Genomic DNA, 26,293 nt, shown 5'->3' with positions numbered 1-26,293 from the left:
AGAGGCCTCAGTGTCCAAAGGCATCGCTCTATCGGTCTCAGCCTCTGCGCTGTTCGCCGTCATGTACTACTACACTTCGCTGCTCTCACCGTTGACCGGCCTGGAGATTTTCGGCTGGCGCATGCTGCTGACGATGCCATGCATGACCGTGTTCATGCTGGTGGTACGGGAATGGCATCTGGTCACGGCGCTGATCCGCCGCCTGGTTGCCGCGCCACGCCTGTTGATCGCGGCAATAGCCTCGTCGGCACTGATGGGCGCCCAATTGTGGCTGTTCATGTGGGCGCCGCTCAACGGCTACAGCCTGGACGTATCGCTGGGATATTTCCTGTTGCCGTTGTCGATGGTCCTGACCGGTCGCATCGTCTATGGCGAACGCCTTTCCTACCTGCAAAAAGTCGCCGTGTTCTTCGCCACCCTTGGCGTGTTCAACGAGTTGTACCAAGTGGGTGGTTTTTCCTGGGCAACCTTGCTGGTGGTGTTGGGCTATCCGCTCTACTTCATCCTGCGCAAACGCACCAAGACCGACAACCTGGGCGGGCTCTGGCTGGACATGACCTTGATGCTGCCGCTGGCCCTCTGGTTCGTACAGAGCGGCGAACAGGGTTTCGAGGTGTTCAATCAATACCCGTGGCTGTCGCTGCTGATTCCGCTGCTCGGCGTGATCAGTGTTTCTGCGCTGGTGTGCTACATCGTCGCCAGTCGGCTGCTGCCGTTCAGCCTGTTCGGGTTGTTGAGCTATGTCGAACCGGTGCTATTGCTGGGCGTGGCGCTGCTGCTGGGCGAAAGCATCAAGGCCACTGAATGGCTGACCTACATCCCCATCTGGATGGCCGTGGCGGTGCTGGTGTTCGAGGGATTCAAACACCTGATGCGGCAGCGGCGTCGGGGCTGACGTACACACCGCCCCTGTGGGAGCGAGCTTGCTCGCGATGGCGGCGGCACAGCCCGCATCTGCGCCAACTGATCCACCGCTATCGCGAGCAAGCTCGCTCCCACAGGGGTTTGCGTCGCTCAATAAAAAGCCCGCCTGGCATCACTGCCAGGCGGGCTTTTTTCGCGCTCAGGTATTACTCGGTCGCCAGCACACCCCGACGCACCTGGTCGCGCTCGATGGACTCGAACAGCGCCTTGAAGTTGCCTTCGCCGAAGCCATCGTCGCCCTTGCGCTGGATGAATTCGAAGAACACCGGCCCCATCAGGGTTTCCGAGAAGATCTGCAGCAACAGGCGCTTGTCGCCCTGATCTGAAGCGCCGTCCAGCAGGATGCCCCGCGCTTGCAGCTCATCCACCGGTTCGCCGTGGTTCGGCAGGCGGCCTTCGAGCATTTCGTAGTAGGTCTCCGGCGGCGCCGTCATGAAGCGCATGCCGATGCTTTTCAGCTTGTCCCAGGTCTTGATCAGGTCATCGGTCAAAAACGCCACGTGCTGGATGCCTTCGCCGTTGAACTGCATCAAGAACTCTTCGATCTGCCCCGCGCCCTTGGACGACTCTTCGTTCAACGGGATGCGGATCATGCCATCCGGGGCGGTCATGGCCTTGGAGGTCAGGCCGGTGTACTCGCCCTTGATGTCGAAGTAACGGATCTCACGGAAGTTGAACAGTTTCTCGTAGAAACCAGCCCAGTAGGCCATGCGCCCGCGGTACACGTTGTGGGTCAGGTGATCGATGATTTTCAGGCCCGCGCCCACCGGATTGCGGTCAACGCCCTCGATAAACACGAAGTCGATGTCATAGATCGAACTGCCTTCGCCAAAGCGGTCGATCAGGTACAACGGCGCGCCGCCGATGCCTTTGATCGCCGGCAGGTTCAGCTCCATCGGGCCGGTTTCGATATGGATCGGCTGGGCACCGAGTTCCAATGCACGCTTGTAGGCCTGTTGCGAATCCTTGACCCGGAAAGCCATGCCGCACACCGACGGGCCGTGTTCGGCCGCGAAGTACGACGCCACACTGTGGGGTTCGTTGTTGAGGATCAGGTTGATCGCGCCCTGGCGATACAGGTGCACGTCCTTGGAGCGGTGGGTGGCCACTTTAGTGAAGCCCATGATCTCGAAGATCGGCTCCAGGGTGTTGGGCGTCGGGGATGCGAATTCGATGAATTCAAAGCCCATCAGGCCCATGGGATTTTCGTATAGATCTGCCATGTTGGCGCCTCATCATTGTTATCAATTAACCAAAAACGTTAGTTGCTAGCCATGCTGAGGGCACGCGGTGGCGCGCAGGAAATGCCGCGAACGCTGCGGGCGAGGAAATCGCCGTAGATCAGTTGAAACCCAAATATCTTCATTATCGACCCAAGGCTTATGCGGGCGAGGCTTCTGCTGCCAGAAGACGTTTATTCTTGTATGCGTAAATCGATTCTACACAGCGTAACCTGGTTTGTCCGCCTTCTGTATCAAATCGCCTTTTCCGCCGGCCGCGCAAGGGGTTTGTTGCACAGGAAAATGCCCACCAGGATCAGCCCGCCGCCGACGCACATCAAGGCCGTGAACCGTTCGTCCAGCAGCAGCGCCCCCAGCAGCACTGCCGTCAATGGATTGAGCGCAATGAATACGCCGGAACGGGTCGCGCCAATCCGACGAATGCCGTCGTACCAGGCGATGTAGGCCAGGGCCGAACCCAACACGCCGAGGTAGAGCAGGCTCGACCATTGCCGCGCGTCCAACCCGCGCAGTGCGCCGAGGTGAATCTCGCCTGCAACCCCGCAGGCCAACCACAACATCAGCGTACCCAGCAGGATCGACCAGGTCACGGTCTGCAGGGGACCAAGGCTTTCATTCAGGCGGCGGGAAAACAGGGAATAGATACCCCAGCCCAGCACGCAGCCGAAGATGAGCAGGTCGCCGATCCAGCCCTGTGCGGCATTCTGCAGCAGGGACGGATCACGACTGACGATCACCAGTCCCGCCCCACCGATGCACAGCACGATGCCCGCCACTTTCAACCGCCCCAATTGTTCCTTGAACAGCCACCAGGAGGCCAATCCGATCACCGCCGGGTTCAAGGCCACGATCAACGAGGCTCGCGATGCGTTGATGTACTGCAAGCCGTAAAAGAAGCACAGGTTATAGAAGAAGATGCCGAAGAACCCCAGCGCAGCCAATTGCAGCCCTTGCTTGAAACTAGGCCGGACCAGCGGGATCCGGGCCAGGGCGAGGAACAACAACAGCGCAAGACTGGCCAGCAGGAAACGCAGGCTGGCGGCGAACAGAGGCGCCAGGGCATCGGAAAGAATCCGACCGGCCACGAAGGTCCCGCCCCAGATCATGGTGACCATGGCGAGCTTCAGGTAGACCGGCAGGTCTGAAGGCGTTGGGAGGGCTTGGTCGAGCGTTTTCATGGTGCACCGAAACCTGTAAGTGAAGTCACTCACAAAACCTGTGGCGAGGGGATTTATCCCCGCTGGGGCGCGAAGCGGCCCCCTCGAACTCCAGACACACCGAGTCGTCAGGTTTGGGGCCGCTACGCAGCCCAGCGGGGATAAATCCCCTCGCCACAAAGTTCTGTATTGCTTTCTGATTCGAATCAGATGCCTCATCATCAGACTCATGCATGATCATCGTAAAATGAGCAATCCCTCATGACCCTCACCCAACTCGAAATCTTCTCCCTGGTCGCCGAGCTGCGGGGTTTCACCGCGGCGGCAACGCGATTGGGTATCGGCCAGTCAGCGGTGTCCCACGCCATCAAATCCCTGGAACAGGAACTGGGGGTGGAACTGCTCAGGCGGCATCAGTCCCAGGTCGAGCTCAGCGACATTGGCCAGCAATTGCTGCTGCGGGCCAGGGCCATGCTCGGACTGGCCAACACCTTGCGCCAGGAAGCCGCCGACGCCCGGGGCATGCGCCGAGGCACCTTGCGCATCGGCTCGTTCGGCCCGACTTCGTCGATGAAATTGTTGCCGGCCATCCTGCAACGCTACCGCGCCCTGCACCCGGGGATCGAAGTGCACATCGATGAAGGGCCGGACCGCCAAGTCATCCAGTGGCTGGATGAACGACGGATCGACGTCGGTTTCGTGGTGCTGCCCGAAGACCGTTTCGATACGTTCGCGCTGATGGAAGATCAGATGGTCGCCCTGCTGCCCACTGCCCATCCCCTCGCCGACCGGGCCAGCCTGAGCCTCAAGGACCTGTGCAACGATCCCTTCGTGCTCACCGAGGCCGGATCCTCGGAGCTGGTTTCGCGACTGTTCAATGCCGCCCGGCTCACACCGAACGTGCGTTTTCGTTGCTCGCAATTGCTCAGCACCCTGGATGTCGTCAGGCGCGGCGAGGCGGTGAGCGTGGTGTCCGAAGGCTCGCTACCGGGCGGCGACAACCCGGGTTTCGTCACGCGGCCATTGGCACCACGGGTTCCGCGCCAGATTGGCCTCGCCGTACTGGACAGCCGCCAGGCCTCACCGGCGACCCTGGCCTTCATAGAACTGGCCCGGCAGTGATCCAGGTACGACACCGAACCTGTGGGAGCGAGCTTGCTCGCGATGAGGCCCTCGCGGCGAGCAAGAGACCGGCAAGCCATCTATCATAGTCGGCATCCAACATTTCCCCCCGCCTTGATCCCTTCCCTCTTGCCCCACAGGTTGTGCCGATGCCATTGACCGCCACACGTTCGCGCACGCGGCCCCGTCGCTACCTGACCACCCTGCTCTGCGCCCTGCTACCAATGCTGTCAGGGTTGGCCATCCTCTACCTGCAAGCCGAACGGACGCTGGAGCAACAGACCCGGCAGACTGCCGCAGAGCTGGTCCGGCAGGTCGAGTTGATGCTCGACAACACCGCTTCGTCGGCTCGCGAATTGCTGCCCCTGGCCGGCCAACCCTGCGAAGCGGTGAAACTGGCGTTGCGCGAACAAGTGACGCGCCGCCCCTATGTCCGCTCGACCAACCTGATACAAGGCAACACCCTGTATTGCAGTTCGTTGTTCGGCGCCTTCGAGGAAAAGGTCAATCCCAGCGACTACCACCAAGGTACGTTGTGGCTTATGAACGGCAACCCTGTCACACCCGATACCGCACTGCTGATTTACCGGCTCAACGAGGGCCAGCAAGGGGCATTGGCGACGCTCGATGGCTATCACCTGGCCAACGTCCTGCATCTGATTGGCGGGCAGACCCGAATGCTGTTGCAAGTCGGGCCGAACTGGCTGGCGGCCGACGGCAAGGTTCGACAAGCCCCACTGCCCGCGCTGGCAGTCGCTCAGAGCGACCTCGCCTCATCGCGCTACCCTTTCAATGTTGAAGCCGGTTTTGATGGGGGTGAAGTCTGGCGCTACATGGCCCGGGAGTATCCGCCGCTGTTCAGCCTGCTGATCGTCTTCGGCGTTATTGCCGGGACACTCGGTCACTGGCTGCAAAAACGCGCCTCGTCTCCCAGCCGTGAATTGCAACGAGCGCTGGAGGCGGGAGAATTCGTTCCCTACCTGCAACCGGTCGTACACGGCGACAGCAAGCGTTGGGCCGGGGTCGAAGTGCTGATGCGCTGGAATCATCCCACGGAAGGCCTGGTACGCCCGGACCTGTTTATTCCATTCGCCGAACACAGCGGCTTGATCGTGCCGATGACCCGGGCGCTGATGCAGCAAACCATGCACTTGCTGGCGCCTCTTACGCCGCTGCTCGAAGCGCCGTTTCATGTCGGCATCAACATCACCGCTCGCCACTGCCAGGATCTGGCCCTGGTGAACGATTGCCGCGCGTTCCTGGATGCCTTCCCAGCCGGCACGATTGCGCTGGTGTTGGAGCTGACCGAGCGCGAGCTGATCGAACCGACGCCCATTACTCACCAATTGTTCGAACAGCTGCGTGAGCTGGGGGTCATGATCGCCATCGACGATTTCGGCACCGGTCATTCCAGCCTGGGGTACTTGCGTCAGTTCAACGTGGATTTCCTGAAGATTGACCAGAGTTTTGTCGCGATGATCGGTGCCGATGCCCTGTCGCGCCACATCCTCGACAGCATCATCGAACTGTCGGGCAAGCTCGACTTGGGTATTGTCGCCGAGGGTGTCGAAACGCTCGAACAAAGCGATTACCTGGCCGCCCATGGGGTGAACTTTCTACAAGGTTATCTATTTGGCCGCCCGGTTAGCGGGCAGGACTTCATTGAGACCTTGACCGCCATTAATGGCAATTAACCGTCGCCGACCTATTGACGACGGCGCTAAAATGGATAAAAACGTTTGCTGTTGTTACATAACGAAAAAGTTACGATTTACACATTTCGGATTAACTACTACAATTTTTTCTACCTGTGCTAGATAGCAGGAGAATCATTATCACCGAGTCGCTTCAAGGCACTTGGCTTATAGCTTTGTTTGCGGTTGGTATCAGCCAAACATTCTGATTGGAGTAACGATTTTGTCCAGACTCGCTGAATTTCGTGCAGCTGAAAGGGCCCTTCAAGAACAGCTCAAGCAGCTGGAATCGCTGAAGAACGATGCCGGGCTCAAGAAAGAAATCGAATTCGAAGAAAAGCTCCAGGGACTGATGAAAACCTACGGCAAGAGCTTGCGCGATATCATCGCGATCCTTGATCCGAAGCCGTCCAAGGCTGGCTCGCCAGCGGCCAAGCCCGTTAAAACCCGCCGTGCACGTGTGGTCAAGGTTTACCAGAACCCGCACACGGGTGAGTTGATCGAAACCAAGGGCGGCAACCATCGCGGCCTGAAGGCCTGGAAAGAACAATACGGTGCGGGCACCGTTGATTCCTGGTTGCGTGGTTGACATCCGCCGGATGAAAAAAACCCTGAGTACACTCAGGGTTTTTTTATGGGCTCAACTTTTGGATCGTGCTCCCGGCGTATTGTGCTGATGGCCTTATAGTTTCAGGCTATTTCGTACCGACTGTATTTCATCCTGGCTTTCAACAAACACCTGCGCCTGTCCCGCATAGGACAGCACATAAGCCTTGCCCTCATTTAGTGCCGCGACGAGTGTCTGAGACAACACATGTCGACCGTTCTGCGTGATCGTGCAAGTGGTCTCCAATGCCGTGACTTCGCCCAACATGGAAGCATGGATCTTATTGCACACACTTTGATAACCACCCTGGAAAAAATCCTTTTGGATTGACTTGCGCATTTCCAGTAACACGCCTTGCAAGTTGACTTGATGATCGGGCTCGACGGGTGTCGCGGTCAGCTCCATGACCATCAGCGCATTGCCCGCCGAGTCGCTCTTGGTCGCCCGTTGCCGGGTCATTCCCGGTGCCGTCGTCGGGGCAGGCGCATCGGCGGGCAGCGGCTCGATGACCCACCCCTGTGGCCATGTGACCTGCGGTTCAAGCGCCTGGGCAGCGCCACTCGCAACGATGGCAAACAACAGGACAAACAGCGAAGGAAACGGTCGAATCATTGCGTTGTACTCAAAAGCCAATCGTAAAGTCTGAAGCCCACCGCAGAAGCAGGCAATAGCCATGCGCGGTTTGGCGATGCCGTGCTCCTTTGCGTATCATGGGTGCACCTGCAAGGAAGCCGTGTAACGCAAGCCCAGGAACCGTCGCAACTGAGTTGCTACGCCGTTTGCCCCACTTATTTTCCGGAGGGCCCATGAGCCTGCACGAACTCAATACTTTCCCTGGCGTCACTGCCCAACCCGATGCGGCCACGGCCAGATTCGTCTTCAACCACACCATGCTACGGGTCAAGGACATTACCAAGTCCCTGGATTTCTACACCCGAGTGCTGGGTTTCTCCCTGGTGGAAAAACGCGACTTCCCGGAAGCCGAATTCAGCCTGTATTTCCTGGCCCTGGTGGACAAGAACCAGATTCCAGCGGATGCAGCGGCACGTACCGAATGGATGAAATCGATTCCTGGCATCCTGGAGCTGACCCACAACCATGGTACCGAAAGCGATCCGGCATTCGCCTACCACAACGGCAACACCGACCCGCGTGGGTTTGGCCACATCTGCATCTCGGTCCCGGACATCGTTGCCGCCTGCGAGCGTTTCGAAGCACTGGACTGCGACTTCCAGAAACGCCTGAATGACGGCCGCATGAAGAGCCTGGCGTTCATCAAGGACCCGGATGGCTACTGGGTCGAAATCATCCAGCCGGCACCGCTGTAGGCTGTACTGATACCCATTGTGGGAGCGAGCTTGCTCGCGATAAAGGCAGCATATTCAGCATGGATGCAAGCTGACCCACCGCCATCGCGAGCAAGCTCGCTCCCACAGAATAATGGGCGATAAAAAACCCCATGAGCCAAGACTCATGGGGTTTTGTTTTTCCGCTATCGGCCGCTTAGGCCGGCGCAGAAGTGCGGATCAGATGATCGAAGGCACTCAGCGAAGCCTTGGCCCCCTCACCCACGGCGATCACGATCTGCTTGTACGGCACGGTGGTCACGTCACCGGCGGCGAATACGCCAGGGATCGAGGTTTCGCCCCGGGCATCGACAATGATCTCGCCCCGCGGCGACAACTCGACGGTGCCTTTGAGCCAATCGGTGTTGGGCAACAGGCCGATCTGCACGAAGATACCTTCCAGCTCCACGTCCCGCACTTCACCGCTTGGACGGTCCTTGTAGCGCAAGCCGTTGACCTTCTGGCCATCGCCCGTCACTTCGGTGGTCTGGGCGTTGGTGATCACCGTCACGTTCGCCAGGCTGTGCAGCTTGCGCTGCAACACCGCATCGGCACGCAATTGCACATCGAACTCCAGCAAGGTCACATGGGCCACGATACCGGCCAGGTCGATGGCTGCCTCAACGCCGGAGTTACCGCCGCCAATCACTGCCACACGCTTGCCTTTGAACAGCGGACCATCACAGTGCGGGCAGTACGCCACGCCCTTGTTGCGATATTGCTGCTCGCCCGGCACGTTCATTTCGCGCCAGCGTGCACCGGTCGCCAGGATCACGGTCTTGGCCTTGAGGCTCGCACCGCTGGCGAACTTTACCTCGTGCAGTGCGCCATCCTTGCCTGGCACCAATGCATCGGCGCGTTGCAGGTTCATGATGTCCACGTCGTACTGCTTGACGTGTTCTTCCAGGGCAACGGCCAGTTTCGGGCCTTCGGTTTCCTGGACCGAGATGAAGTTCTCGATGGCCATGGTGTCGAGCACCTGACCGCCGAAACGCTCCGCCGCCACACCGGTGCGGATACCTTTACGGGCCGCATAGATAGCCGCTGAAGCGCCCGCCGGGCCGCCGCCCACCACCAGCACATCGAAGGCATCCTTGGCGCTGATCTTTTCAGCCTGGCGCTCGATACCACTGGTGTCGATCTTGGCAAGAATCTCTTCCAGGCCCATACGGCCCTGGCCGAAGTTCACGCCATTCAAGTAGATGCTCGGCACGGCCATGATCTGGCGTTCATCGACCTCGGCCTGGAACAGCGCGCCGTCGATCGCCACGTGGCGAATGTTCGGGTTCAACACCGCCATCAGGTTCAGCGCCTGGACCACGTCCGGGCAGTTCTGGCACGACAGCGAGAAGTACGTCTCGAAGTTGAACTCGCCCTTGAGGGAGCGGATCTGTTCGATAACCTCGACACTGGCCTTCGATGGGTGACCGCCGACCTGCAGCAAGGCCAGCACCAGCGAAGTGAATTCGTGGCCCATGGGGATGCCGGCAAAGCGCAGGCTGATATCGGCGCCCGGGCGATTCAACGAAAACGAAGGCTTGCGCGCATCGGTGCCGTTGTCGAGCAAAGTAATCTGGTCGCAAAGACTGGCAACGTCTTTGAGTAACGCAAGCATTTCCTGGGATTTCGCACCGTCGTCGAGGGAAGCGACGATCTCGATCGGCTGGGTGACCCGTTCCAGGTATGACTTCAACTGAGCTTTAAGATTGGCGTCCAACATACGGGCGATTTCCATTTTTTTGAATTTCTGAAAAAACAACGCCCGAGCGAATCTCGCCCGGGCGTTTTTTGTGGGCGGTGCAGCTTGCTTAGGTGCGGATGACCGCCCTCAAAGGACTCACGGTCTTAGATCTTGCCGACCAGGTCCAGGGACGGAGCCAGGGTGGCCTCGCCTTCTTTCCACTTGGCTGGGCAGACTTCGCCAGGGTGAGCGGCAACGTATTGAGCGGCCTTGATCTTGCGCAGCAGCTCGGAAGCGTCACGGCCTACACCGCCGTCGTTGAGTTCAACGATCTTGATCTGGCCTTCTGGGTTGATCACGAAAGTGCCGCGGTCAGCCAGGCCAACTTCTTCGATCAGCACGTCGAAGTTGCGGGAGATAACGTGGGTTGGGTCGCCGATCATGGTGTACTGGATCTTGCCAATGGCTGGCGAAGTGTTGTGCCAGGCCGCATGGGCAAAGTGGGTGTCGGTCGACACGCTGTAGATCTCGACGCCCAGTTTCTTGAACTCGGCGTAATTGTCGGCCAGGTCTTCCAGCTCGGTTGGGCAAACGAAGGTGAAGTCGGCTGGGTAGAAGAACACGACAGACCACTTGCCTTTCAGGTCGGCGTCCGATACCGGAACGAATTCGCCGTTTTTGAAAGCGGTAGCGTTGAACGGTTTAACTTGGCTGTTGATGATAGGCATCGATGTTTCTCCATCAGGGTTGAAAGTTGATGGAGGGAATCTTAACCACTCATCCCCAGGCTGGCTCATTGGCAAACCTCATGCGAATGATTGGTTTTGGCTATGAGCAGCTAAATAGATAGAAGAAAACTTAATATGGCGAGCAAGCTCGCCATATATTCGCCTGGCAATCAGGAGGCTACGGGCGTACGCATCGTCACGAATTCCTCGGCGGCGGTTGGATGCACGCCGATGGTTTCGTCGAAATCGCGCTTGGTGGCGCCGGCCTTGAGCGCAATGGCCAAACCCTGGACGATTTCCCCGGCGTCCGGCCCGACCATGTGGCAACCCAGCACCTTGTCCGTCCGGGCATCCACCACCAGTTTCATCAGCGTGCGCTCCTGGCAGTCGGTCAAGCTCAGCTTCATCGGCCGGAAGCGGCTTTCGAAAACCTGCACCTCATGGCCCTCTTCCACGGCCTGCTCTTGCGTCAAGCCAACCGTGCCGATGTTCGGCAAGCTGAACACGGCGGTGGGAATCATCCGGTAATCCACCAGGCGATACTGCTCGGGCTTGAACAGACGCCGCGCAACCGCCATGCCCTCGGCCAAGGCAACGGGTGTAAGCTGGACACGACCGATCACATCGCCAATGGCCAGGATCGACGGCTCGGTGGTTTCGTACTGTTCGTTGACCTGGACAAACCCCTTCTCGTCCACCGTGACAGCGGTGTTCTCCAAGCCAAGATTGTCCAGCATCGGTCGCCGGCCGGTGGCGTAGAACACGCAATCGGTGAGCAGCGTGCGACCATCCTTGAGCTCCACGCTCAGGCTGCCATCGTCCAATTTTTCGATGCATTTGATGTCGGCATCGAACTTCAGATCCAGGCCGCGACGGGTCAGCTCTTCAGCCAGATGCTTGCGCACCGCACCGTCGAAGCCGCGCAGGAACAGTTCGCCGCGATACAGCAACGACGTCTGCGCGCCCATGCCGTGGAAAATCCCCGCGAATTCCACCGCAATGTAGCCACCGCCCACGACGATCACGCGCTTGGGCAGTTCCTTGAGAAAGAACGCCTCGTTGGAACTGATGGCATGCTCGCGCCCCGGAATGTCCGGGATCACCGGCCACCCGCCCGTGGCGATCAGGATGTGCTTGGCGGTGTGGCGCTGGCCGTTGATCTCGACCTCATGGGGCCCGGTGATCCTGGCGTGCCCTTCGTGCAGCACGACGCCGCTGTTGACCAGCAGGTTGCGATAAATCCCGTTGAGGCGATTGATTTCCCGGTCCTTGTTGGCGATCAGCGTGGCCCAGTCGAAACTCGCCTCGCCCGCTGTCCAGCCATAGGCCGATGCCTGCTCGAAGTCCTCGGCGTAATGCGCGCCGTAGACCAGCAGCTTTTTCGGCACACAGCCCACGTTCACGCAGGTACCGCCCAGGTAGCGGCTCTCCGCCACGGCCACTTTCGCCCCAAAGCCGGCGGCAAACCGCGCAGCCCGCACACCACCGGAACCGGCGCCAATCACATACAAGTCAAAATCGTAGGCCATCTTCTATCTCCTTCGGCAGATCATCAGCATACCTGCTGTTTTCACCTGAGGCAGCGTTGCGGTTGGTTATGGGGGCGGAAAACGAAAAAGCCAGCCGGACTGGATCGACGCGCAATTCCTGTGGGAGCGAGCTTGCTCGCGATAGCGGCGGGCCAGTCAACATCAATGCTGCTGATCCGACGCCATCGCGAGCAAGCTCGCTCCCACAGGGGTTTTGCTTGTGTGATAGGTGATTGGCGAGAGACTTTTCCCCGCGCAAAAAAACGCCCCGAACCAGTCGGGGCGTTTTTTCAAGGCGCGGCAGGCGTATCAGTAAGCCTTGCCGGTCTTGTAGAAGTTCTCGAAGCAGAAGTTGGTCGCGTCGATGTAGCCTTCGGCACCACCGCAGTCGAAACGCTTGCCCTTGAACTTGTAGGCCATGACGCAGCCGTTCTGGGCCTGTTTCATCAGGGCGTCGGTGATCTGGATTTCGCCGCCCTTGCCTGGTTCGGTCTGTTCGATCAGGTCGAAGATGTCCGGGGTCAGGATGTAGCGACCGATGATTGCCAGGTTCGACGGTGCATCTTCAGGCTTTGGTTTTTCAACCATGCTGTGGACGCGGTAGATGTCGTCGCGGATCATTTCGCCGGCAATGACGCCGTACTTGTTGGTTTCCTGCGGATCGACTTCCTGGATTGCCACGATGGAGCAACGGAACTGCTTGTACAGCTTGACCATCTGGGTCAGCACGCCGTCGCCTTCGAGGTTGACGCACAAGTCGTCCGCCAGGACCACGGCGAACGGTTCGTCACCGATCAGCGGGCGACCGGTCAGGATCGCATGGCCCAGGCCTTTCATTTCGGTCTGGCGGGTGTAGGAGAACGAGCATTCATCCAACAGTTTGCGGATGCCGACCAGGTATTTTTCCTTGTCGGTGCCCTTGATCTGGTTTTCCAGCTCGTAGCTGATGTCGAAATGGTCTTCCAGGGCGCGTTTGCCGCGACCCGTGACGATGGAGATTTCCGTCAGGCCCGCATCGAGGGCTTCTTCGACGCCGTACTGGATCAGTGGCTTGTTCACCACCGGCAGCATTTCTTTGGGCATGGCTTTAGTCGCTGGCAGGAAGCGAGTACCGTAACCGGCTGCTGGGAACAAGCATTTCTTGATCATATAAGTCCTTGAAAAGGCGGTGTCTACGAGTTTCGGCGCAGTCTAATCAGGCGGCGGGCACCTTACAATGCCCGCACTGGCCAACCGATGCCATCATAGAGAAATAAAAAACGGCGGATAGTTCAATCGCCTTTCGTCTCGATGGGTTTAGCGGTCCTACTGTACGCCCATGGGCGCTGTTTGCGAGCATTTGACGTATCATGGCGCCCTTGATCCCGCCAACGAGGCAGCTAGATGTCGGTCACACAAAATACAAACGGTTATTCGGTCAGCCAGGACAAGGACGGCCAGTGGTGGATTATCAACTACCACGGCGAGCAGGTCGCCGGCCCCCTGCCCAGCAAGGCGATGGCGGTAGAAGTCGCCGCGGTATTCCAGGACGACCGCTCTGCCCCGGCGGCCAGGGAACGTGAATCGGCCCCGGCCCGCAGCCCTCGTCGCAAGAAATAAACAGACAAGCCTCAAGTAAATGACGCCCGGCATTGAACGGGGCTTTGTTTATCTGTACTGGAATGGCCATTCGCTATAATCTCGCGCCTGCCCCCTCCCTTCTCGATGACGATTCCATGAAAACACTTCTGGCGCTGTTTACAGTCCTGGCCTTGGCGGGCTGTGCCTCGGCCGAAAAAACCTACCTGAACAATGGCGAACAGGGGCTGACCATCGATTGCTCCGGCGAAGCCAACTCCTGGGCCACTTGTTATGAAAAGGCGGATGCCTCCTGTGCCGGCACCGGCTACCGCATCGTCGGCACCGATGGCACGCCGCAAGCCAAGGAAAGCGACAAGACCCTGGGGGTCAATGTCGGCAACTTCACCAGCCGTAGCGTCCTTGTGGTGTGCAAGTAAAGACGGAGGGCCTGTTTCGTGGGTGAAACAGGCTTAGATATGAATCTCGGCGAACTTGATTCCCAGCCCACGGATGGTCTCGATCAGGTCATCGAGACGGCTGAATGACTCGACTTCGTCCTGGTCATCCACCAGGAAAAAACTGCGCCCGGCGGCTTTCTTGAAGAAGACGATCCATTCACCTGGGCTCGCCGGGTTCTGAATCACATGAGTGGCACAGATCAGACCCTCTGCATGGCGCTCACGCACCTGCTCGCGTTTCATCGACTGACTCCATAAATGACAATGCCGCCAACGTTGACCGCGGCGGCATTTTTTGTCGAGGGCATCAGTTTATCCGATGCCCGGCCCGCTCGTCAGGCCGTGACCGTGTTTAACCGGAAATGCAGGCGTTGGCCGCGTCCTGCACATCGCCTGGGCGCACGGGCACGTTGGACAGGCTTTCGTGCAGCTTGATGCTGCTGCCACTGGAGCGCTCGTCAATGTCGAACACCGCCGCCGGCATGCTTGAGAGTTTGCCCGGCACAATCAACCGCACACCGTTCTTGTGGGGTTCCATTTGCAGCGCGCCACGGCTGCTGGCGAGTTTGTCGGCAACGCACTTGGCATATTCATGGGGTTTCTTGCCGGAGATAACGCTCATGGTGGGTGGCGTCTGGTTGATGTCCGATACCGATGCACATCCACTCATGGCCAATGCCAATACCCACACGCTGCGCTTCATATGATTCCTCCAATAAAGACCCTCCGACAGTGCCGACGCCATTTTTCTCCGGTGCCGCACCGCTTTTTTTACCCCGCAACCTGCGATAAATGAACAAAGCCTGGAGCGCGGGCCGGATATTAACACTCGGGGCTGATAAACTGCGCATCATTGCCCCTTGCTATCGTTTTGATTTTGTAGAAAAAGCCCTTCTGGAGGCGCCCATGAAATTCATCCACCAGCGCGAGCACCTGAACGAAGACGACATCGTCGTCATCGAATGCTCCCAAATGTGCAATATCCGTTTGATGAACGACGCCAATTTTCGCAGCTTCAAGAATGGCGGCCGGCACACTTATCATGGCGGCGCGTTCGACACCTTCCCGGCCAGGATCACCGCACCGAGCACCGGCTTCTGGAACATCACCATCGACACCGTCAACCGCCGGGCCATCAGCGTCACGCGCAAGCCGACCCTGACTCACAAGATCAAGATCATCCGGCGCTCCAGCTCGAGACTGAGCTGAGCATCGCCCACACTTTCACTGCAGGTAAAACCGTGGACCAGACGACCAAATACGTCATCAAGTACAAGCTCAATGGAGAACGCCGCTTCGAGTTCGCGCAACTGAACACCGGTACTGAGGAAGAAGCCAGGGCGGCCTTGCAGGTGTTGCACGGCCAGACCGATGATGTGATCAGCGACGTCAGTGTCAGCAAAGCGCTGTAACCGCCTCGTTGGCTTTTTTTGTGGTGAGGGGATTTATCCCCGCTGGGCTGCGAAGCAGCCCCAAAACCTGGCACTGCGGTGCAGCAGATGAACCGTGCCAGCCGGTTTACGACTGCTGCGCAGCCGGACGGGGATAAATCCCCTCGCCACAAGGTTAGACCGTCAGGCTCTTGCTTCTTTACCCCTGCCGCAGAAAACATTGACCGCAAGTCCCGGAGTGCCCGGCAACGAAGCACTCGCCAGACTGAACAATCCTTCCACCAAGGTTTGTGCTCATGTCGACTTCCCTGCAAGCGCCTTCGCTGACCCCCTCCATGGATGACCTTGACTGGCCTGCCTTGGGGCGCAGCCTCGATCAGGACGGCAGCGCAGTTATCCGCCACCTGCTCACGGCCACGCAATGCCAGAGTCTCAGCAACTTGTACGCCGATACCGGACTTTTTCGTTCGCGGGTGGTCATGGCCCGTCATGGGTTCGGACGCGGCGAATATCAGTATTTTCGTTACCCGCTGCCCGACCTCGTCCAGCAACTGCGCCAGTCGTTGTATCCGCAGCTGGTGCCGCTGGCGAACCGCTGGAATGCATGCATGGGCATCGAAGCGCGATACCCCGACCGGCACGCCGATTTCATCCAGCGCTGCCATGCCGCCGGGCAGCAACGCCCTACGCCGTTGTTGCTGCAATACGGCCCACAGGACTACAACTGCCTGCATCAGGATCTGTACGGCGAACAGGTGTTCCCGCTGCAGGTGGCGATCCTGCTGTCGGAACCGGGGCGGGACTTCAGCGGGGGTGAGTTCGTGCTGACCGAGCAACGCCCGCGCATGCAGTCGCGGCCGCAGGTCATCGATCTGAAACAGGGCGATGCGGTGGTGTTCGCCGTGCACCAGCGGCCCGTCAAGGGTGTTCGCGGTTATTATCGAGTGAACATGCGCCATGGCATCAGCCGCGTGCACGACGGCAGGCGACACACCTTGGGAATCATTTTTCATGATGCGCAATGACGACAACCCGATCACCCTGGACCTGTTCGCCGACGAGACGCCGACGACGCCCGGCCAGGTCGAACGGATCGGCGAGCAATCGTTCGTGCTGCGTGGCTTTGCCCTGCCCTGGCTCGACCGTTTGCTGCCGGCCCTGGAGGCGGTCTTGCAGGCCGCGCCGTTCCGGCAGATGGTCACGCCCGGCGGCTTTACCATGTCGGTGGCCTTGAGCAGTTGCGGCGCGCTGGGCTGGACCACCGACCGCAGTGGCTATCGCTATACCGCCCATGATCCCCAAACCGGCCGCCCCTGGCCCGACATGCCGGCGGTGTTTCGCGAACTGGCCCAGGCCGCTGCCCGGCAGGCGCAGTTCGAGCACTTCGAGCCGGATTCCTGCCTGATCAACCGCTACGTGCCCGGCGCACGGATGTCGCTGCATCAAGACAAGAACGAGCGCCAACTCACCGCCCCTATCGTCTCGATGTCCCTGGGCCTGCCGGCAATGTTTCAGTTCGGCGGCTTCGAGCGCAGTGACAAAAGCCAACGCATCCCGCTGTTCCATGGCGACATCGTGGTCTGGGGCGGTGTGGACCGGTTGCGTTACCACGGCGTCCTGCCGCTCAAGGCGGGTGAGCATCCGCGCCTGGGCACCCAGCGCATCAACCTGACGTTTCGCACCGCCGGATGAAGGTGCAGAATTCAACCGCAAGACTTGGAGTGTCGCCGCTCCCCAGGCTCGCTACTGTAGCCAAAACGGGCCAATGGACATAACGACCATGAACAGCACTTCGAATCATCTCGCCCCTGAACTGGATCCGCGCTGGGCCGCCGTGCTCGCCCGGGATCCGCGCGCCGATGGGCAATTTGTCTACGGCGTGAAAACCACCGGCATCTATTGCCACCCCAGCAGCCTGTCGCGCCTGCCCAACCCGCGCAACGTTGAATTCTTCGACACGCCGGAACAGGCCCAGGCCGCCGGCTACCGTCCCAGCAAACGCGTGGCCAGGGACCAGACCCAGATTGCCGCCCAGCAAGCGGCCCGGGTCGCGGCGGCCTGTCGGCAGATCGAGGCGGCCGAAGAACTGCCTGGGCTCAATGAATTGGCAGAAAGCGCAGGCTTGAGCCCCTTCCACTTTCATCGGGTCTTCAAAGCGGTCACCGGCCTGACCCCCAAGGGTTATGCCAGTGCCCACCGCTCACGCAAAGTCCGCGAACGCCTGGCCGATGGCGGCAGCATCACCGAGGCGCTGTACGACGCCGGTTTCAATTCCAACAGCCGCTTTTATGAAGCCGCCGACAAGGTCCTGGGCATGAAGCCTACGGACTACCGCGCCGCCGGGCAGAACAACGACATCCGTTTCGCCGTCGGCCAATGCTCCCTCGGGGCGATCCTGGTGGCGCAAAGCGAACGCGGCGTGTGCGCGATCCTGCTGGGGGACGACCCGGATGCACTGGTGCGAGACCTGCAGGATAAATTCCGCCGCGCCAACCTCATTGGCGCCGACCGGGAATTCGAGCAGTTGATTGCCCAAGTGGTGGGCTTCATCGAAGCACCGGCCCTGGGCCTGGATTTGCCCTTGGACTTGCGCGGTACGGCGTTCCAGGAACGGGTCTGGCAAGTCTTGCGGGAGATTCCGCCGGGCAGCACCGCCAGCTACGCCGAGATCGCCCAGCGCATCGGCCAGCCCAAGGCCGTGCGCGCCGTGGCCCAGGCCTGCGGCGCCAACAGCCTGGCGGTGGCGATCCCTTGCCACCGGGTGGTGCGCAGCGACGGCAACCTCTCGGGCTATCGCTGGGGCGTGGAGCGCAAGCGTCAGTTGCTGGCGCTGGAACGCTCGTCCGGGGACTGAACGCCAATGTAGATCGCCACCGAATCGGGGCCGCTGTAGACCTCGAAATCGGTGGTGAAACGGCGCAGGGTTTGCGGGTTATCGGCGAAGTACGCCCAGATCAGGCCCCAGGTCTGGATCACACAATCGGGCATCGGCCCCTTGGCCGAAAACACCAGGTAGTCGCCGCCCTCGATGTCCACGGCGGGGTAACCGGCGCTCGTCGCATCCACCTGCACGCCGGCCGTCACATCGAAGTAGCCGGTGGCATCAGACTCGTAGTTGGAATAAACCCCATAGACAAACGACTCCGACTGCCGGGCCGGGATCCTGTCGAACAGCCCTTCGTTGAAGAACTGCTGCCACATCGGGCCGATCTTCGCTGTGTCGGGCTGCTGCTCGTCGGCGTTACGGGTGTGCACCTGCAAACCGGCCACGGTGAAGGGTTCGACGGTCTTGAGTTTTACGTCCATGCGTCAGGCTCCTTGATAAGTGAAGCCCGCATGGTAACCCTCCCGCCGTCGGGATCAAGCAGCGGCGTTCAATTGAAAAACTCGACTGGCCTTGGCCCTGCCACACCTGCTAAAAACGCTGTTTCCTTCTGCCGTCGGAGACTCCGCACATGAGCCAGTGGCCAGACACTCGCCTTCTTGACCTGCTCGGCATCGAGCTGCCCATCATCCAGGGGCCGCTGGCCGGGGTGACCGGGCCGGCCATGGTGGTCGCCACCTGCAATGCCGGTGGGCTGGGTTCGATGCCGGCGGCGATGCTGGATGTCGAGCAACTGCGCCAGGCCCTGACGACCATCGGCGAGCAGACCGACAAACCGTTCAATGTTAATTTCTTCTGTCACCAGCCGCCGGTGTTCGATGAGCAACGGGCCGAAGCCTGGAAGCAGCGGCTCAGACCCTACTACCAGGAACTGGGCGCCGATTTCGACGCGCCGACACCGGTATCCAACCGAACTCCTTTCGATGACGCTGCCTGCCGTGTGCTGGAAGAGTTTCGCCCCAAAGTGGTCAGCTTCCACTTCGGCCTGCCGGAAAAATCCCTGCTGGATCGGGTAAAGGCCACCGGCGCGAAAATCCTCTCTTCGGCCACCACCGTCGAGGAAGCCGTCTGGCTGGAACAGCACGGCTGCGACGCGATCATCGCCATGGGCTACGAGGCCGGTGGCCATCGCGGGATGTTCCTCAGCGACGATCTCAACACCCAAGTGGGCCTGTTTGCCTTACTGCCGCAGGTGGTGGATGCGGTGAAAGTACCGGTGATCGCCACCGGCGGCATCGGCGATGCGCGGGGGATCGTCGCGGCGTTCGCCCTGGGCGCCTCGGCGGTGCAACTGGGCAGCGCCTATCTGTTCACCCCCGAAGCCAAGATCAGCGCGTCCCATCACCGGGCGTTGCGCACGGCCAAGGAAAGCCAGACCGCCGTCACCAACCTGTTCACCGGCCGCCCGGCCCGGGGCATCGTCAACCGGGTGATGCGCGAAGTCGGTCCGATGAGTCCGCTCGCGCCGGCCTTTCCCCTGGCGGGCGGCGCGTTGATGCCGCTGCGCGCCAAGGATGAAGCGGACTTCAGCAACCTTTGGGCCGGCCAGGCGTTTCCCCTGGGCCGCGAGCTGTCGAGCGCCGAGCTGACCCGGCGGTTGGCTGAAGAGGCATTGGCCCGACTCAACAATCGTGGGCGGGCCTGACAGTCGTCATCGCCTGTTAGGCCGCCATCGCGAGCAAGCTCGCTCCCACAGGGGACAGGGGACAGCTGGCAAGTCCGGACACACCACCGGACCTGTGGGAGCGAGCTTGCTCGCGATGGGGCCAGCACTTGCCCCTCGCTCCCCAGGCAAAATGCCGCGTTCCGTTTGTCAGTCATTCGCTATATATTCTGCTATATAGCGAACCTGACCTTACGGAACCTGACCTATGCGCCCCGCCCGCTTCGCGCCGTTGTTGCTGACCACGCTCTTTACCGTTGGCACCGTCCAGGCCGACGAGGTGCAGGTGGCGGTCGCCGCCAACTTCACCGCACCGATCCAGGCCATTGCCGCCGATTTCGAAAAAGACACCGGGCATAAATTGGTGGCGGCGTACGGCGCCACCGGGCAGTTCTACACGCAGATCAAGAACGGCGCGCCATTCGAAGTGTTCCTCGCCGCCGACGACACCACCCCAGCCAGGCTCGAAAGCGAAGGCGACACCATCAAGGGCTCGCGCTTCACCTACGCCGTCGGCACCCTGGCGCTGTGGTCGGCCAAGGCCGGTTATGTCGACAACCAGGGCCAAGTCCTCAAGCACAACGATTTTCAACACCTGTCCATCGCCAACCCGAAAGCCGCGCCCTATGGCCTGGCCGCGACCCAGGTGCTGGACAAGCTGGGCTTGACCGCCCAAGTCAACAGCAAGCTCGTCGAAGGCCAGAACATCACCCAGGCCTATCAGTTCGTCTCCACCGGCAACGCCGAACTCGGCTTCGTCGCCTTGTCGCAAATCTACAAGGACGGCAAGGTCACCAGCGGTTCGGCGTGGATCGTCCCGGCCGAACTGCATGACCCGATCAAACAGGACGCGGTGATCCTCAGCAAAGGCCAGGACAACCCTGCCGCCGTGGCGCTGATGGACTACCTCAAGGGCCCGAAAGCCGCCGCCATCATCCAAGCCTACGGTTATCAACGCTAAATGCCCCTGACCAGTGCCGACTTCGCAGCGATCTGGCTGACCCTGCAACTGGCGTCGTTGACCACGGTGATCCTGCTGCTGATCGGCACGCCCATCGCCCTGTGGCTGTCGCGCACCCAATCCTGGCTGCGCGGGCCGGTGGGCGCGGTGGTGGCGCTGCCGTTGGTGTTGCCGCCCACGGTGATCGGTTTTTACCTGTTGCTGGCCCTGGGGCCGAATGGTTGGATCGGCCAACTCACCCAGGCCCTCGGGCTGGGCACCCTCACGTTCAGTTTTACCGGGCTGGTGATCGGCTCGGTGCTCTATTCCATGCCGTTCGTGGTGCAGCCGTTGCAGAACGCCTTCTCCGCCATCGGCAGCCGCCCCTTGGAAGTCGCTGCCACTCTGCGGGCCGGGCCTTGGGACACTTTCTTCAGCGTCATCCTGCCCCTGGCCCGGCCCGGTTTCATCACCGCCGCGATTCTCGGTTTCGCCCACACCGTCGGCGAATTCGGCGTGGTGTTGATGATCGGCGGCAACATCCCGGAGAAAACCCGGGTGGTGTCCGTACAAATCTACGACCACGTCGAAGCCCTTGAATATGCCCAGGCCCACTGGCTGGCGGCGGCGATGCTGGTCTTCTCATTCCTCGTGCTGCTGGCGCTGTATTCCAGCCGCCGGACCCGGGCCGGTTGGAGCTGATCGATGATTCAGGCGCGTTTGCAGCTCGACCATGGGGACTTTTCCCTGGACCTGGATGTGCAACTGCCGGGCCGTGGCGTGACAGCGTTGTATGGCCCATCCGGTTCCGGCAAGACCACCTGCCTGCGCTGCATCGCCGGGCTGGAGCGACCGCCCTGGGGCTTTATCGAGGTCAATGGTCAAGTGTGGCAGGACAGTGAACGCGGTGTGTTTGTCCCGCCCCACAAACGGCCGGTGGGGTATGTGTTCCAGGAGGCGAGCCTGTTCGCGCACCTGTCGGTGCAGGCCAACCTGGCGTTCGGCCTCAAGCGCATCGCGCCAGCACAACGGCGCGTAGACATGACTCAGGCGACCGAACTGCTGGGCATCGGACACTTGCTCGATCGACAGCCGCAGCACTTGTCCGGCGGCGAACGCCAACGAGTGGGCATCGCCCGCGCCTTGCTCACCAGCCCGCAACTGTTACTGATGGATGAGCCGCTGGCGGCTCTCGACAGCCGGCGCAAAAACGAAATCCTGCCGTACCTGCAACGCCTGCACGATGAATTGGATATCCCGGTGCTGTACGTCAGTCATTCCCAGGACGAGGTGGCGCGCCTGGCCGACCACATCGTGCTGCTCGATGGCGGGCGCGCGTTGGCCAGCGGGCCGATCGGCGAAACCCTGGCCCGGCTTGACCTGCCGCTGGCCATGGGCGATGACGCAGGGGTGGTGATCCAGGGCCAGGTCAGCGGGTACGACGCTGACTATCAGTTGCTGACCTTGAACCTGCCCGGCAGTCCGTTGAACGTACGCGTGGCCCACACGCCACTGGCCCTCGGGCAAGCGCTGCGCTTCAAGGTCCAGGCCCGGGACGTCAGCCTCAGCCTGGCGAACGACACCCAGACCAGCATCCTCAACCGCCTGCCGGTCACCGTGGTCAGCGAACTAGCCGCCGACAACGCCGCCCATGTGTTGATCCGCCTGGAAGCCGCCGGCACGCCATTGCTGGCGCGCATCACCCGTTACTCCCGCGATCAGTTGAAGTTGCATCCGGGGCAGGTGCTCTGGGCGCAGATCAAGGCGGTGGCGGTATTGGCGTAAAATTTTGAATGTTCAAATTACAACCCTGTGGGAGCGGGCTTGCTCGCGAAAGCGTCGGCAAATTCAACATTGATGGAGGCTGATCCACCGCATTCGCGAGCAAGCCCGCTCCCACAGGTCCGCCGGTCGACTTTGGATAGTAGGAAGGCTGCAATGCCGCAACCGCAGAATCTTGGCACGACCGCAACGGGCTGCGGTCAATCGATCACAGGCCACCGGATTCGCTGCCAAGGACTTTCTTCATGCCCGACACCCTGCCGCCGGATGCACTGCCGGCCGACCTGCATTACGTCGACGACACCGCCCCGGGCATCACCCGCAAGAAATTGCGTGGCAAGTTCTGTTACTTCGACCCGCAGGGCCAGCGCATTACCGACGCCGCCGAGATCCAGCGCATCAATGCCCTGGCGGTGCCGCCGGCCTACACCGATGTGTGGATCTGCAGCGACCCGCGCGGCCATCTCCAGGCCACCGGCCGCGATGCCCGGGGCCGCAAGCAGTACCGCTACCATGCGCGCTGGCGTGAAGTGCGCGATGCGGACAAATATTCGCGGATGCTGGAGTTCGGACGGGCCTTGCCGCGCTTGCGCAAACGCCTGGAGGACATCCTGGCCAAACCCGGGTTCAGCCGCGACAAGGTCATGGCCACCGTTATCACCCTGCTGGACCTGACCCTGATCCGCGTCGGCAACACCCAATACGCTCGCGACAACCGCTCCTACGGCTTGACGACCCTGCGCAACAAGCACGTGGAAGTCAACGGCAGTGCCATCGCCTTCCAGTTCCGTGGCAAGAGTGGTGTCGAACACCAGATCACCGTGAAAGACCGACGCCTGGCACGGATCATCAAGCGCTGCCAGGAGATCCCCGGACAAAACCTCTTCCAGTACCTGGACGAGAACGGCGAGCGCCACTCCGTCAGTTCTTCGGACGTCAACGCCTACCTCAAATCCCTCACCGGTGCCGATTTCACCGCCAAGGATTACCGTACCTGGGCCGGCAGCGCGGCGGCGCTGGCCGGGCTGCGGATGCTGTCCTGGGAATCCGAGAGCGAGGCGAAAAAACACGTCGTCGAGATGGTCAGGCAAGTCGCCCAGCAACTGGGCAACACGCCGACCGTCTGTCGCAAGTGCTACATTCATCCTGCAGTGGTGGAGGCTTTTCTGCTCGGTGCCCTGAGGCAATTGCCCAAGCCCCGGCTGCGCAAAGGGCTCAGCGAAGAGGACGCAGCACTGGCGATGTTTTTGCAGCGCATGGCCGAAGCCGCCCAAGCGTGCTGAACAGGAGACAGGCGCGTGAGGGGCCGCCCGCGCCCAACCAGAGATGAGGAACATCCGAAGGACTGCGAACTCCCAACTGTACGGCACAGCCGATCCGCAGGTACTTCAAAGGGTGAAATCGACAGGAGTTGCAGATGTCCGAACACATTGTCCATTTCCATTGCCAGATCGATCAGGGCACCACGGAACGCTTCCGGGACAATTGCCTGGAAGCCATTGAAAAAGGCGCCGACTCGCTGATGCTCAACCTCTCCACCGTCGGCGGCAGCACCAACTTCGGTTTTACGCTCTACACCTTCATCAAGTCCCTTCCCGTGCCGGTACGTGCGGTGAACGCGGGCAACATCGAGTCGATGGGCATCGTCATGTTCCTCGCCGCCAGCGACCGCACCACCACGCCCCACTCGCGCTTTCTGATCCACCCGATGAACTGGTACTTCGGCCAGAAATCGGTGGACCATTCCCGCTTGCGCGAATACCTCTCCAGCCTCGACAACGACGTGGCGCGGTATGTGGAGATCTACGTCAAGGAAACCGCCGGCGCCGCCACCCAACTGGATATCTTCAAGTGCCTGTGTGCCGAGGAACGGGTGATCCCAGCGGAAAACTCCCTGGCCTTCGGCATTGCGCACCGGGTCGAGCAGGTGGTTTTTCCAGCGGATGCCAAGCACTGGAAAGTCAGCGGTGGCGAGGACTGAGCTACGTGCCCGGCGCAACAACAGGCACAAAACAAACAGGCCCCATCCTCGTGTTTTTAAACAACTTAGCCCTGTACAACTTCAAGCGAAACGGCTGTATAAGTTTTTATTCAATCGGTGACCGTTCGTCGCCAGCGAAACGCTTTTATTAAACTTCCCTCGCCTCTCTCCTTTCACAACTAATGCGAGGCATGTTGCTCGCTTAACCACAATGAGGATTCTCGAAATGGCTAATAGCGGAAACAAAAATCCAGGCAACTTCGCCAATGATCGTGAGAAAGCATCGGAGGCCGGCAAAAAAGGCGGGCACGCTTCGGGCGGCAACGCCGGTGATCGCCAAAAAGGCTCTGACACCAGCCGCAAAGGCAGCCAGGGCGGCGGCAGGAAGTCGTAATCCGTAACACCGTTGGGGCGCACGCCTGCTGCGCCCTGGCGCTTAATCCAATGAGGTCAAGCATGGGCAGTCATGATCGCTTCATCGTCAGTTTCATCGCCAATGGTCAACCGGACAATCGTGTACTGCAGGCCGATACGCAGACACTCAATGCCCGTGAAGCCGAAGCCCTGTTGAAGATCACCTTCGACGAACTCAAGGACGTTGAGTTGAGTGATATACAAGTTCAAAAAAGAACCCGCCCCACTGAAGAAGAACATGGTGTTCCAGGACACTTCAAACAGCCCTAGTCAATTTTCTATTTATTGTTACCTGCCCTCCCCACCACGACTTCCAACTTATTCTTGCGGCGAGGATTTTTATATCCTCGCCTCACTATCCCGCACCTGCTCAATGAGCATGTCCTGCGCTGGGATCCTTGATCTGCCACACCTGTCCTTTTTGCCAGGCATCTGCGCCGGGGTCTATCGGCGGCGCATCAATACCCGCCCGGGCGCGCTTTTTCGCTTCACTGTCCACGCCCATTCGGCGGTCGCGCTCGCGCACCAGCTGCGGGTCGATCTGCCCATCGGCGGTGAACCCCATCATCAACTGCGGCACGCCATAAGGCAGCTCGTTGCCCTGTCCGGTGTGCCAGGTGTGCCAGGTCTTGCCATAGGTACTCACCAGGTTCTCCATCAGCCGGGTTTCTGCGGCTTGGGGAATGCCGGGGGCGATCAGCTGGCCGGATTTCACTTCGTGCACATGGCTGTGCCACAGTTGTTTTTCGCTGGCTGGCAAGCCTTCGAACAGGCGCTGGCTGATGATGTATTCCACCCCCATCAACTTGGCGCCGGAGGTGTTCCCATCGAAGATGGCGCACTGGAAAACTTCTTCGTTCAGGGCCGTGCAGTAATGGTGGGCTTCCATTTGCCCGGACATCCGCCCGTTAAAGAAATGAAAGCCGTCGAGGTAGGTATTCAGCGCCTGCAGCGGGGGCTTGTCCTGCATGAGCCCCGCCCCTGCCTCCAGGGTCGCGGTGGTCGGCGTCTTCGCCGCACCCGGTGCATTCACGGGCGAGTCGGTCGTACCACCAGCGCAACCGATCAACCCGAAAGCCGCCGCCCATAGCACGGTCCATGTTCCATAAACACTTTTATCTGGCATGTCGCCTCTCCTTTCCATGACTGTTCATGAGAAAGGCATCGCCCATCGTGGGTTTGATTTTCCTC

Annotated in this window: 31 protein-coding genes; 20 read left to right on the top strand and 11 right to left on the bottom strand. The window is 60.3% G+C overall.

Features of this window, described 5'->3' with window-relative positions:
- The first annotated feature begins 10 nt into the window (after positions 1-10).
- A complete protein-coding gene (gene rarD / locus LOY70_RS12155; RefSeq protein ID WP_265036936.1) occupies positions 11-895 on the top strand; it encodes an EamA family transporter RarD in 885 nt (294 codons plus the stop codon).
- Positions 896-1,070: 175 nt separating this feature from the next.
- Here rarD and hppD read toward each other — a convergent pair whose 3' ends face one another.
- Positions 1,071-2,147, bottom strand: coding sequence for a 4-hydroxyphenylpyruvate dioxygenase (hppD, locus tag LOY70_RS12145; protein ID WP_265036934.1), 1,077 nt, complete (start codon positions 2,145-2,147; stop codon positions 1,071-1,073).
- A gap of 251 nt (positions 2,148-2,398) precedes the next feature.
- The gene (locus LOY70_RS12140) at positions 2,399-3,343 is read right to left on the bottom strand and encodes a DMT family transporter (RefSeq protein ID WP_265036932.1); all 945 of its coding nucleotides are present in this window, start codon (positions 3,341-3,343) and stop codon (positions 2,399-2,401) included.
- A gap of 240 nt (positions 3,344-3,583) precedes the next feature.
- Here LOY70_RS12140 and LOY70_RS12135 point away from each other — a divergent pair, with 240 nt between their 5' ends.
- From LOY70_RS12135 to LOY70_RS12125, 3 genes are all read left to right on the top strand, one after another.
- Positions 3,584-4,444, top strand: coding sequence for a LysR family transcriptional regulator (locus LOY70_RS12135; protein WP_265036930.1), 861 nt, complete (start codon positions 3,584-3,586; stop codon positions 4,442-4,444).
- 149 nt (positions 4,445-4,593) lie between these two features.
- Positions 4,594-6,138, top strand: coding sequence for an EAL domain-containing protein (locus tag LOY70_RS12130; protein ID WP_265036928.1), 1,545 nt, complete (start codon positions 4,594-4,596; stop codon positions 6,136-6,138).
- Positions 6,139-6,361: 223 nt separating this feature from the next.
- The gene (locus LOY70_RS12125) at positions 6,362-6,727 is read left to right on the top strand and encodes a histone-like nucleoid-structuring protein, MvaT/MvaU family (RefSeq protein ID WP_123414158.1); all 366 of its coding nucleotides are present in this window, start codon (positions 6,362-6,364) and stop codon (positions 6,725-6,727) included.
- Between the two features lie 93 nt (positions 6,728-6,820).
- On the opposite strand, the gene LOY70_RS12120 is transcribed toward LOY70_RS12125, so the two are convergent.
- Positions 6,821-7,357 carry a DUF4946 domain-containing protein gene (locus LOY70_RS12120; protein ID WP_265038018.1) on the bottom strand — a complete coding sequence of 179 codons (537 nt, stop codon included), beginning with the start codon at positions 7,355-7,357 and terminating at the stop codon, positions 6,821-6,823.
- A gap of 194 nt (positions 7,358-7,551) precedes the next feature.
- Between LOY70_RS12120 and gloA the strand changes: the two genes are divergently transcribed.
- Positions 7,552-8,073 carry a lactoylglutathione lyase gene (gene gloA, locus LOY70_RS12115; RefSeq protein ID WP_265036926.1) on the top strand — a complete coding sequence of 174 codons (522 nt, stop codon included), beginning with the start codon at positions 7,552-7,554 and terminating at the stop codon, positions 8,071-8,073.
- A gap of 175 nt (positions 8,074-8,248) precedes the next feature.
- Here gloA and ahpF read toward each other — a convergent pair whose 3' ends face one another.
- The 4 genes from ahpF to galU all read right to left on the bottom strand — a co-directional run bounded on the left by ahpF (position 8,249) and on the right by galU (position 13,178).
- Positions 8,249-9,811 (bottom strand): alkyl hydroperoxide reductase subunit F, encoded by a 1,563-nt coding sequence (ahpF, locus tag LOY70_RS12110; RefSeq protein WP_265036924.1) that lies wholly within the window; start codon positions 9,809-9,811, stop codon positions 8,249-8,251.
- 125 nt (positions 9,812-9,936) lie between these two features.
- On the bottom strand, positions 9,937-10,500 hold the full coding sequence (gene ahpC / locus LOY70_RS12105) for an alkyl hydroperoxide reductase subunit C (RefSeq protein ID WP_025213143.1): 564 nt from the start codon (positions 10,498-10,500) through the stop codon (positions 9,937-9,939).
- A gap of 170 nt (positions 10,501-10,670) precedes the next feature.
- Positions 10,671-12,029, bottom strand: a complete 1,359-nt coding sequence (gene gorA / locus LOY70_RS12100; protein WP_265036921.1) for a glutathione-disulfide reductase — start codon at positions 12,027-12,029, stop codon at positions 10,671-10,673.
- Between the two features lie 309 nt (positions 12,030-12,338).
- Entirely contained in the window at positions 12,339-13,178 is an 840-nt protein-coding gene (gene galU / locus LOY70_RS12095; RefSeq protein WP_003182953.1) for a UTP--glucose-1-phosphate uridylyltransferase GalU, read from the bottom strand.
- Positions 13,179-13,412: 234 nt separating this feature from the next.
- On the opposite strand from galU, the gene LOY70_RS12090 reads away from it, so the two are divergent.
- Together LOY70_RS12090 and LOY70_RS12085 are read left to right on the top strand one after the other, a co-directional pair.
- Entirely contained in the window at positions 13,413-13,628 is a 216-nt protein-coding gene (locus tag LOY70_RS12090; RefSeq protein WP_025213141.1) for a hypothetical protein, read from the top strand.
- A gap of 116 nt (positions 13,629-13,744) precedes the next feature.
- The gene (locus LOY70_RS12085; protein WP_123414553.1) at positions 13,745-14,026 is read left to right on the top strand and encodes a hypothetical protein; all 282 of its coding nucleotides are present in this window, start codon (positions 13,745-13,747) and stop codon (positions 14,024-14,026) included.
- A 33-nt stretch (positions 14,027-14,059) separates the two neighbouring features.
- Here LOY70_RS12085 and LOY70_RS12080 read toward each other — a convergent pair whose 3' ends face one another.
- Both LOY70_RS12080 and LOY70_RS12075 read right to left on the bottom strand, forming a co-directional pair.
- Positions 14,060-14,290 carry a hypothetical protein gene (locus LOY70_RS12080; protein WP_025213139.1) on the bottom strand — a complete coding sequence of 77 codons (231 nt, stop codon included), beginning with the start codon at positions 14,288-14,290 and terminating at the stop codon, positions 14,060-14,062.
- Positions 14,291-14,399: 109 nt separating this feature from the next.
- Positions 14,400-14,750, bottom strand: a complete 351-nt coding sequence (locus LOY70_RS12075; protein WP_123341540.1) for a hypothetical protein — start codon at positions 14,748-14,750, stop codon at positions 14,400-14,402.
- 203 nt (positions 14,751-14,953) lie between these two features.
- Here LOY70_RS12075 and LOY70_RS12070 point away from each other — a divergent pair, with 203 nt between their 5' ends.
- The 5 genes from LOY70_RS12070 (at position 14,954) to ada (ending at position 18,292) form a co-directional block, all read left to right on the top strand.
- Positions 14,954-15,256, top strand: a complete 303-nt coding sequence (locus LOY70_RS12070) for a DUF1883 domain-containing protein (protein ID WP_123341541.1) — start codon at positions 14,954-14,956, stop codon at positions 15,254-15,256.
- A gap of 32 nt (positions 15,257-15,288) precedes the next feature.
- Positions 15,289-15,459: a hypothetical protein gene (locus LOY70_RS12065; protein ID WP_185045792.1), complete on the top strand. Its 171-nt coding sequence runs from the start codon at positions 15,289-15,291 to the stop codon at positions 15,457-15,459.
- A 287-nt stretch (positions 15,460-15,746) separates the two neighbouring features.
- Positions 15,747-16,463, top strand: a complete 717-nt coding sequence (locus LOY70_RS12060; RefSeq protein WP_413776645.1) for a 2OG-Fe(II) oxygenase — start codon at positions 15,747-15,749, stop codon at positions 16,461-16,463.
- A complete protein-coding gene (gene alkB / locus LOY70_RS12055) occupies positions 16,450-17,130 on the top strand; it encodes a DNA oxidative demethylase AlkB (RefSeq protein WP_413776632.1) in 681 nt (226 codons plus the stop codon). Before LOY70_RS12060 ends, alkB begins: the two co-directional genes overlap by 14 nt.
- An 88-nt stretch (positions 17,131-17,218) precedes the next feature.
- Positions 17,219-18,292: a bifunctional DNA-binding transcriptional regulator/O6-methylguanine-DNA methyltransferase Ada gene (gene ada, locus LOY70_RS12050; protein WP_265036904.1), complete on the top strand. Its 1,074-nt coding sequence runs from the start codon at positions 17,219-17,221 to the stop codon at positions 18,290-18,292.
- Here the strand turns inward: ada and LOY70_RS12045 are convergent.
- Positions 18,256-18,744: a GyrI-like domain-containing protein gene (locus LOY70_RS12045; protein ID WP_025213133.1), complete on the bottom strand. Its 489-nt coding sequence runs from the start codon at positions 18,742-18,744 to the stop codon at positions 18,256-18,258. The genes ada and LOY70_RS12045 overlap by 37 nt on opposite strands.
- Before the next feature lie 149 nt (positions 18,745-18,893).
- Here LOY70_RS12045 and LOY70_RS12040 point away from each other — a divergent pair, with 149 nt between their 5' ends.
- The 8 genes from LOY70_RS12040 (at position 18,894) to LOY70_RS12005 (ending at position 25,372) form a co-directional block, all read left to right on the top strand.
- Positions 18,894-19,967 (top strand): NAD(P)H-dependent flavin oxidoreductase, encoded by a 1,074-nt coding sequence (locus tag LOY70_RS12040; RefSeq protein WP_265036902.1) that lies wholly within the window; start codon positions 18,894-18,896, stop codon positions 19,965-19,967.
- A gap of 226 nt (positions 19,968-20,193) precedes the next feature.
- Entirely contained in the window at positions 20,194-20,946 is a 753-nt protein-coding gene (modA, locus tag LOY70_RS12035; protein ID WP_265036900.1) for a molybdate ABC transporter substrate-binding protein, read from the top strand.
- Entirely contained in the window at positions 20,947-21,627 is a 681-nt protein-coding gene (gene modB, locus LOY70_RS12030; RefSeq protein ID WP_265036898.1) for a molybdate ABC transporter permease subunit, read from the top strand.
- 3 nt (positions 21,628-21,630) lie between these two features.
- Complete coding sequence (gene modC, locus LOY70_RS12025) at positions 21,631-22,710, top strand: molybdenum ABC transporter ATP-binding protein (protein WP_265036896.1); 1,080 nt, start codon at positions 21,631-21,633, stop codon at positions 22,708-22,710.
- A 242-nt stretch (positions 22,711-22,952) separates the two neighbouring features.
- Positions 22,953-23,990: a DNA topoisomerase IB gene (locus tag LOY70_RS12020; RefSeq protein ID WP_265036895.1), complete on the top strand. Its 1,038-nt coding sequence runs from the start codon at positions 22,953-22,955 to the stop codon at positions 23,988-23,990.
- A 134-nt stretch (positions 23,991-24,124) separates the two neighbouring features.
- Positions 24,125-24,688 (top strand): ATP-dependent Clp protease proteolytic subunit, encoded by a 564-nt coding sequence (locus LOY70_RS12015; RefSeq protein WP_025213127.1) that lies wholly within the window; start codon positions 24,125-24,127, stop codon positions 24,686-24,688.
- A 226-nt stretch (positions 24,689-24,914) separates the two neighbouring features.
- On the top strand, positions 24,915-25,082 hold the full coding sequence (locus LOY70_RS12010; protein ID WP_072406624.1) for a general stress protein: 168 nt from the start codon (positions 24,915-24,917) through the stop codon (positions 25,080-25,082).
- 62 nt (positions 25,083-25,144) lie between these two features.
- Positions 25,145-25,372, top strand: coding sequence for a hypothetical protein (locus tag LOY70_RS12005; protein WP_092196667.1), 228 nt, complete (start codon positions 25,145-25,147; stop codon positions 25,370-25,372).
- Positions 25,373-25,472: 100 nt separating this feature from the next.
- On the opposite strand, the gene LOY70_RS12000 is transcribed toward LOY70_RS12005, so the two are convergent.
- Positions 25,473-26,228 carry an OBAP family protein gene (locus tag LOY70_RS12000; protein ID WP_265036892.1) on the bottom strand — a complete coding sequence of 252 codons (756 nt, stop codon included), beginning with the start codon at positions 26,226-26,228 and terminating at the stop codon, positions 25,473-25,475.
- Positions 26,229-26,293 lie beyond the last annotated feature (65 nt).

Origin of the sequence: Pseudomonas sp. B21-054 (genome assembly GCF_026016345.1) — a bacterium.
In the GTDB taxonomy this organism is placed as follows: domain Bacteria; phylum Pseudomonadota; class Gammaproteobacteria; order Pseudomonadales; family Pseudomonadaceae; genus Aquipseudomonas.
The sequence above is the reverse complement of the archived record's forward strand: the minus strand, read 5'-3'. Positions and strand labels throughout refer to the sequence as shown.